Origin of the sequence: Neobacillus drentensis (assembly GCF_036966985.1) — a bacterium.
Lineage (GTDB): Bacteria > Bacillota > Bacilli > Bacillales > Cytobacillaceae > Neobacillus > Neobacillus drentensis_E.
Map to the genome: position 1 here is coordinate 1 of NZ_JBALSN010000339.1, position 5,604 is coordinate 5,604.

Annotated in this window: 4 protein-coding genes; 2 read left to right on the forward strand and 2 right to left on the reverse strand. The window is 38.6% G+C overall.

Annotation, left to right across the window (positions count from 1 at the left end; genetic code table 11):
• Window positions 1-95: 95 nt before the first annotated feature.
• Together V7659_RS21025 and V7659_RS21030 are read right to left on the reverse strand one after the other, a co-directional pair.
• Window positions 96-1,397 carry a NarK family nitrate/nitrite MFS transporter gene (locus V7659_RS21025; RefSeq protein ID WP_335542008.1) on the reverse strand — a complete coding sequence of 434 codons (1,302 nt, stop codon included), beginning with the start codon at window positions 1,395-1,397 and terminating at the stop codon, window positions 96-98.
• Between the two features lie 222 nt (window positions 1,398-1,619).
• Entirely contained in the window at window positions 1,620-3,116 is a 1,497-nt protein-coding gene (locus V7659_RS21030) for a nitrate/nitrite transporter (protein ID WP_335542011.1), read from the reverse strand.
• Between the two features lie 127 nt (window positions 3,117-3,243).
• On the opposite strand from V7659_RS21030, the gene V7659_RS21035 reads away from it, so the two are divergent.
• Window positions 3,244-4,581, forward strand: coding sequence for a TrkH family potassium uptake protein (locus tag V7659_RS21035; protein ID WP_335542013.1), 1,338 nt, complete (start codon window positions 3,244-3,246; stop codon window positions 4,579-4,581).
• Between the two features lie 44 nt (window positions 4,582-4,625).
• Window positions 4,626-5,604 (forward strand): acyl-CoA dehydrogenase family protein (locus tag V7659_RS21040; protein ID WP_335542014.1); only part of this gene is annotated, 979 nt, incomplete at its 3' end.

Here is a 5,604-nt window from a genome sequence, read left to right on the forward strand (position 1 = left end):
GAGGAGGCTCCCCGGACCGCCCGCGAACCGCACGTGCCTGGAGCGGAAATCAACAGGCAACTTTAACAGAGCCTTTCAAAAAAAACAAGCCGGGATTACCCGACCTGCTGTGTAAGAGCTTTAGCTGCAGTTGCTTTTCTTTGATAAAAATACCAGTTAAGCGCAAAGGATATAACATAAAAACCGATAAAGAAGTAAAAAGCAGTAACAGGTGTGCCAGTAGCTTTAACAGACCATCCGAACAACTTTGGAATAAAGAATGATCCATAAGCTGCAAATGCTGCCGAGAATCCGATGACAGGTGCGGCTTCCTTAGGAATAAAAAGGTTTGGAATCATTTGGAATGTTGAACCTGAACCAATACCAGATGCAACGAAAAGAACTAAGAAAGATACTAAGAATCCAGCAAATTGTTTTCCATTTAGGAAGTAAATAACCCCTGCTGCACCAATTCCCATGATTACTAAAACATATGCAGTCACTTTAGCACCGCCAAGTTTGTCAGCCAACCAACCACCTACAGGTCTAGCTGCCGCTGCCACTAAGGCTCCAAGGAAGGCAAGTGAAATATGCTCAGGAAATTGTGATCTTAAAAGGAGCGGGAAGGCCGCTGAATAACCAATGAATGAACCAAATGTTGCTACATAAAGTGCTGTCATAATCCAAGTGTGTTTACGTTTTACGATCACAAATTGATCCGCTACGGATTGTTTTGCTCCAGGAACATTATCCATTTTAAACATCGCTAGGATTGTTAAGATTATAATTGGAATAACCCAGATAAATGCTGCATTTTGTAACCAAACTTTCTGACCATTTGCTAACACTTGATTGCCGCCAACTAGTGCAAAAGTTCCTGAAGTAACAATTAATGGTGTAACGAATTGAACAACAGATACCCCCATGTTACCTAAACCGCCATTAATACCAAGAGCTGTTCCTTTTTCTTTTTTCGGAAAGAAAAAGCTGATATTCGCTGAAGAGGATGAGAAATTACCGCCGCCTAGACCACAAAGAGCTGCTAGAGTTAGCATAATTGAAAATGGTGTCTCCGGATTCTGAACGGCAAATCCAATTCCAATCGCAGGAATCGCTAGAACCGCTGTGGAAATGACGGTCCAGTTCTTACCGCCAATCGAGCCAACTGCAAATGTATAAACAAAACGTAGTGTTGCACCAACCAAACCAGGAACAGCTGCAAGTGTAAAGAGTTGTTCTTCAGTAAAATGGAAGCCGATGTCGTTAAGTTTTACGGCTACCACGGACCAAATTTGCCAGACAATAAATGCGATCATCAATGATGGTACGGAAATCCATAAATTTCGTCGTGCATGTTTTTTTCCTTCTGCTTTCCAGAACTTTTCATCTTCTGGGTTCCAGTAATTAATTCGGGCCATTATTTATTCCCCCTAAAGTGTTTTAAATTTTATTTTCAAAAGTATTTATTGTTTGTGTTATTACTATAAATCAGATGGTAACATGAATTTTGTGACGTACGTCACAAAAATGGTGAACGAACTGTGAACTCGAAGCGAATGACAAAAAGTTGTAATAATTTGCTCCTAAGCATAGCAAAAGGAGACCTTCCACACGGAAAGATCTCCTTTTGTTATGCTTATCTAAGATTTTTCGTTATCCTCATAAAACATACCTACATAGTTCTTTGTTTCTCCACCGTCATCCTTAATGGCTGTAATGGAAAGCCATTCTCTGTATATTTCGTTATTTTTACGTTTATTCCAAATGTACCCTTCCCAAACGCCATTGGTCTTTAGACTTTCCCACATTTGATTGTAAAATTCGTTCCCATGTTCCCCGGATTGAAGTACACTTGGGGTTTTACCGACAACTTCTGCTTGACTATATCCGGTAATTTTCGTAAATGCAGGATTTACACTTTGAATGATTCCATGAACATCGGTTACACAAATGCCATCTAAGGCATGGTTAACGATCTTAGCCGAAATATCTAGCTTATCTTGGTAATATAGCCAAACTACAATAACCAGACTTGCTAATGAAAACTCAGAAAGGGACATAAAACCAATTGCATAATGACCAGTCCAATTAAAGAGAATGGTAAGAATAACTGGAGGGAAAAAACCACCAATCCCCCCCATGGCAGAAACAATACCATTCACAATACCAGCTTGCTTTGAAAAATATAATGGGACTAGTTTAAAAATCGCACCATTACCAATCCCCGCAAAGAAAGCGACTAAAAGGCAGCCGAAAGAATAAATTGGCAGCGATGGAGTAAACGACAATAGAAATCCTGCAAAAGTTAAGCTAAAGAATACCGCCATTAAAATAAGAAACGGATTAATTTTATCGCCTAACCATCCCCCGATTGGTCTAAAAATTGTGGCCAAAGCAATAAAACCGGCTGTCCGGAGTCCTGCATCCACTTTATCCAATTCAAAATGATTGACTAAGAACGATGGTAAATATATGGTGAAGGCTACGAAGGAACCAAACGTGATAAAATAAAATAAACTTAGAAACCATAGTTTTGGATTTTTATAAACCTCTTTAATTTGGTCAGGTAAGGAAATGTGAACTTTTCGTTCTTTTCTGTCCCCTAATATAAAATTTAAAAGGGCAAAGAGAAGTACAACTAGCAGGTAGATTTTTATCGTATTTCTCCAACCATATGCGGTAGCAAGAACCGGCGCTGAAAAAGAAGTAATGGCTGTTCCGATGTTACCTGCTCCGTATATTCCATTAATAAATCCGTGCTTTGATTTTTCATAATATTTTGGAAGGGAGGTAACACCGACCGAAAAAATAGCTCCGCCAATTCCAAGTAATAGTCCGCCAATTATAAGCGTAAGCAAGGAATTAGCATAGCTTAACAATGCAATAGGAATAAGTAGTATAATGAAACTAATTGAAAATAAAAGACGAGCACCATAGCGATTGGTCCAATAGCCAATCGGAACACGAAGCAGTGAGCCAAGGATCACAGGGACGGCTGTTGCCCATGCAATTTGTGATGAAGTAAGCTGAATATCTGCTTTTATAAAAGGCATAAGTGATGATATAAGTACCCAAACCATAAAACCAGCAACAAGGCTTCCAGTTTGTATAAAAAGTTGTTTTGATCCTTGTTTCATAAAAATCCCCCTTTAATTCCCATGCCATTTCTTCTTGTATTATAGAACAACAAGCATTTGACTTCAGTGAGGTATGACACACATTTGACACAAACAAATTAATTTTTTAGGAGGAAGGAAGAAAACAATGCTGCGTAAAAAAAAATATATAGATCCGCCTAAAATTCTTGTATTGGGTTTTGGTCTAATTATTTTATTAGGATCATTTTTACTAACTTTACCGTTCTCAACAACAAATGGGGAAGGTCTATCGTTTTTAAATGCATTATTTACAGCAACCTCAGCAACATGTGTTACAGGATTAGTAGTTGTTGATACCGGAACTACTTTTACAGTGGCGGGTCAAGTGATTATTTTATGTATGATTCAAGTCGGCGGTCTTGGCTTTATGACCTTTGCTACTTTTTTTGCTTTCTTGCTGGGGAAAAGAATTTCTTTAAAAGAAAGAATACTGCTCCAAGAGTCGCTCAACAATCTATCAATGGAAGGAATTGTTCGCCTCGCACAAAGGATATTAATTTTTACAGCTTTAATTGAATTTACTGGGGCTTTGCTTTTATCGATTCGTTTTTCCTTCGATATGGATATTGGTAAAGCGATTTATTTTGGAATATTTCATTCGGTATCCAATTTTAACAATGCAGGATTTGATCTAATGGGTGAGTTTCACAGTTTAACAGGTTATGTTGATGACCCTACGGTAACTCTGACGATAAGTTCATTAATAATTTTGGGTGGAATCGGGTTTATCGTTATGAACGAACTTTTTGAATATCGAATTTCCAAACGGCTATCTCTACATACTAAGATTGTTTTAATGACTAGCATTACGCTGTTAGCAGTTGGTACAGCAGGCATATTTCTACTTGAATATTCTAATGGATTAACACTAAAACCATTGTCGCTTTCTGGAAAAATTTTAGGTTCCTTCTTTCAATCAGTTACCGCAAGAACGGCAGGGGCTAATACGTTAAATATTGGTGATTTAACACAATCATCCTTATTATTAATCATCCTCCTTATGTTTGTTGGCGCATCGCCTGGGTCGACTGGAGGAGGGATTAAAACAACAACATTTACTACTCTGATAGGCGCTGTTTGGTCACAAATCCGCGGGAAAGAGGATGTGATTTTTTACCGCCAACGAATTGAATATGAAACCATTTATAAAGCTCTAACCGTAACGTTTAGTGGAATATTTCTTGTTGTGGTAATGTCACTTATATTAACCATCTCGGAACATGGGCAAGATTTTTTAGCCATTTTATTTGAGGTAACCTCTGCATTTGCAACAGTTGGACTTTCTATGGGGTTAACTCCGGAATTATCACCACTAGGTAAGACACTGATCATTTTTACAATGTTTGCTGGTAGGGTGGGTCCACTTACCATTGCCTATGCGGTGACAATACGCAGAAATCCTGATGCCTTCCGGTACCCGAAGGGAAAAATCACAATTGGGTAGTATTCTGGTTTAATTTTTTACGATTTGGATTGGAGAGATATATAATGAATTTTCTAGAAAAACAGACTGTGAATGAACGAATTGAACTAATGAGTAATCTGTCAAAACAATTCCTATTAAGAGCACATCAAATAGACATTGAAGGCAGTTTTCCTTATGCAAATATAAGTGACCTTAAAAATACTGGATACACTACATTAACTGTACCTTCTAGGTATGGGGGTAAGGAGATAGAGCTCTATGAATTAATTCGTCTCCAAGAAACAATAGCTGAGGGTGATGGGGCAACGGCACTTTCGATTGGGTGGCATATGGGTATTATAATGAATCTTAATGAGAAAAGAACATGGAAGGAGCCTGTTTTTAAGTATCTTTGTGAACAAGTAATGAATGGTTCATTAATAAACAGCGCTCAAAGTGAGCCGAAAACTGGTAGTCCTACTCGGGGAGGAAGACCGGAAACAAGGGCAGAAAAATGTCAAAATGGCTGGGTAATAACAGGAAGAAAAACATTTACGACCATGTCACCTGTCCTTGATTTTTTTATCGTTAGTGCAACTATCAATGAAACCGATGAGGTGGCAAATTTTCTAATCCCACGGAACACTAAAGGACTTATTATCGAGGAAACTTGGGACAGTATTGCATTAAGAGGCACCGGCTCCCATGACTTAATATTGAATCATTGTTTTGTCCCTAACGACCACCTTGTCGAAGAGATTAGTTCCGCTGGCAAAAAAGCAAATGGATGGCTCTTACATATACCAGCTTGTTATCTCGGCATAGCCAAAGCCGCCCAAAAATATGCCATTCAGTTTGCAAAGGAGTATTCTCCTAATAGTATCGTGGGACCGATCATCGATTTACCAAATGTACAACAAAAACTGGGTGAAATTGAACTAAAGGTAATGCAGTCAGAGTACTTTTTATATGGGGCTGCCAAACAGTGGGATGTATCAAATGATGAGGATAGGGAAAAAATGGGGGCACACCTAGGGGCAGCCAAATTAACCGTGACCAATT

What these genes read in the sequence shown, in the direction of transcription:
- V7659_RS21025 (WP_335542008.1), bottom strand. Translation starts at nt 1,397, where the DNA reads ATGGCCCGAATTAATTACTGGAACCCAGAAGATGAAAAGTTCTGGAAA.
- V7659_RS21030 (WP_335542011.1), bottom strand. Translation starts at nt 3,116, where the DNA reads ATGAAACAAGGATCAAAACAACTTTTTATACAAACTGGAAGCCTTGTT.
- V7659_RS21035 (WP_335542013.1), top strand. Translation starts at nt 3,244, where the DNA reads ATGCTGCGTAAAAAAAAATATATAGATCCGCCTAAAATTCTTGTATTG.